A 1086-nucleotide genomic window follows, 5' to 3' on the forward strand; every position below is an offset into this window, starting at 1 on the left:
GCCCGCAAGGGCATCGAGTCCTCACAGCGGCTCGGCCGTCATCGCTGGGTGGTCGAGAGGACCGTGTCATGGCTGGCCGGCTGCCGACGCCTGCATCGCCGCTACGAACGCAAGGCCGAACACTTCCTCGCCTTCTTAGGCATAGCCGGGGCCCTCATCTGCTACCGCCGCCTCACCAAATGAAACGACGTCTAAAGCCCCGACCCCGCCACTCAAACGCTTCCTGCAGAACGTCTGCACCAGGCAGCGCGCGTGATACCCGAGAGAAGATGCACTCGATCGGTGGCTTCCGGGTCCCGTTCTCCAAGCCATGGCGTGAGCGACTGCCGCCAATGCCTGTCTGGGGGCAGATGGACAGCTGTTGCTGGGAGACTGCCTGTTCTGCCGCCCACCCCAGAGCCACTCAGCACACGGTGGTGGCCGCCTCGGACGAGCAGCTGGGGCTGGCGGCGCTGCTCGGTGAGCGAAGAGGAACAAGCCGCGTCGTGAATGGCCCGGCATCCCCAACAGGGTCATCACCGCGGAGGAAGCGGCCGGAGCACAGACATGCCATCGCGGGCCGAAGTTCTGGACCTGCCGGCCATCGCCTCCAAGTGTGCGATTTCCCGTGCGTTCGCTTGCGCGTCCATCCCTCGGGTTGACAGTGTTGTCCCAGGTCAGCAAGGCGCGAAGGCACGGCCTACCCGAATGGATCAGGATGGTCCTTCAGGATTCCCGAAGAACAATCGTGATCTCCACGTCGAAGCGCGGGCCGGTGCCGTGAAATCCCTGGTCGGCCCCCTGCCGCGCGATCACCGACCGGCGGGAACCCAGGGGATATCGCTCATTAGCCCAGCAACCTCAAATCCTGCTCTGAAACGGGCTGTTGAGGAATGGTGGTGAGCGGGCTGTGGAAATGATGCACGGCATGAACACGCACATCAAGCGCATCCTGCTCGCGGTGAGCATCACCCTCGCGGTCATCGGGTACGGGCTGCTGCTGTGGCGGGGGCCTTGGTGGATAGATGGCGCACACCTTCGCCACCGCGACCTCCAGCCCGCCGATGGTGTTGTGATCACCGGTTTCCGCACCATGCTCGTCGCCCT

1 protein-coding gene is annotated in these 1086 nt (G+C 64.5%); it reads left to right on the plus strand.

Annotation, left to right across the window (positions count from 1 at the left end):
• A partial coding sequence (locus AB0F13_RS27820) for a transposase (RefSeq protein WP_362087962.1) occupies positions 1–183 on the plus strand: 183 nt, incomplete at its 5' end.
• Positions 184–1086 lie beyond the last annotated feature (903 nt).

The organism is Streptomyces sp. NPDC026206, from assembly GCF_040638465.1.
Taxonomy (GTDB): domain Bacteria; phylum Actinomycetota; class Actinomycetes; order Streptomycetales; family Streptomycetaceae; genus Streptomyces.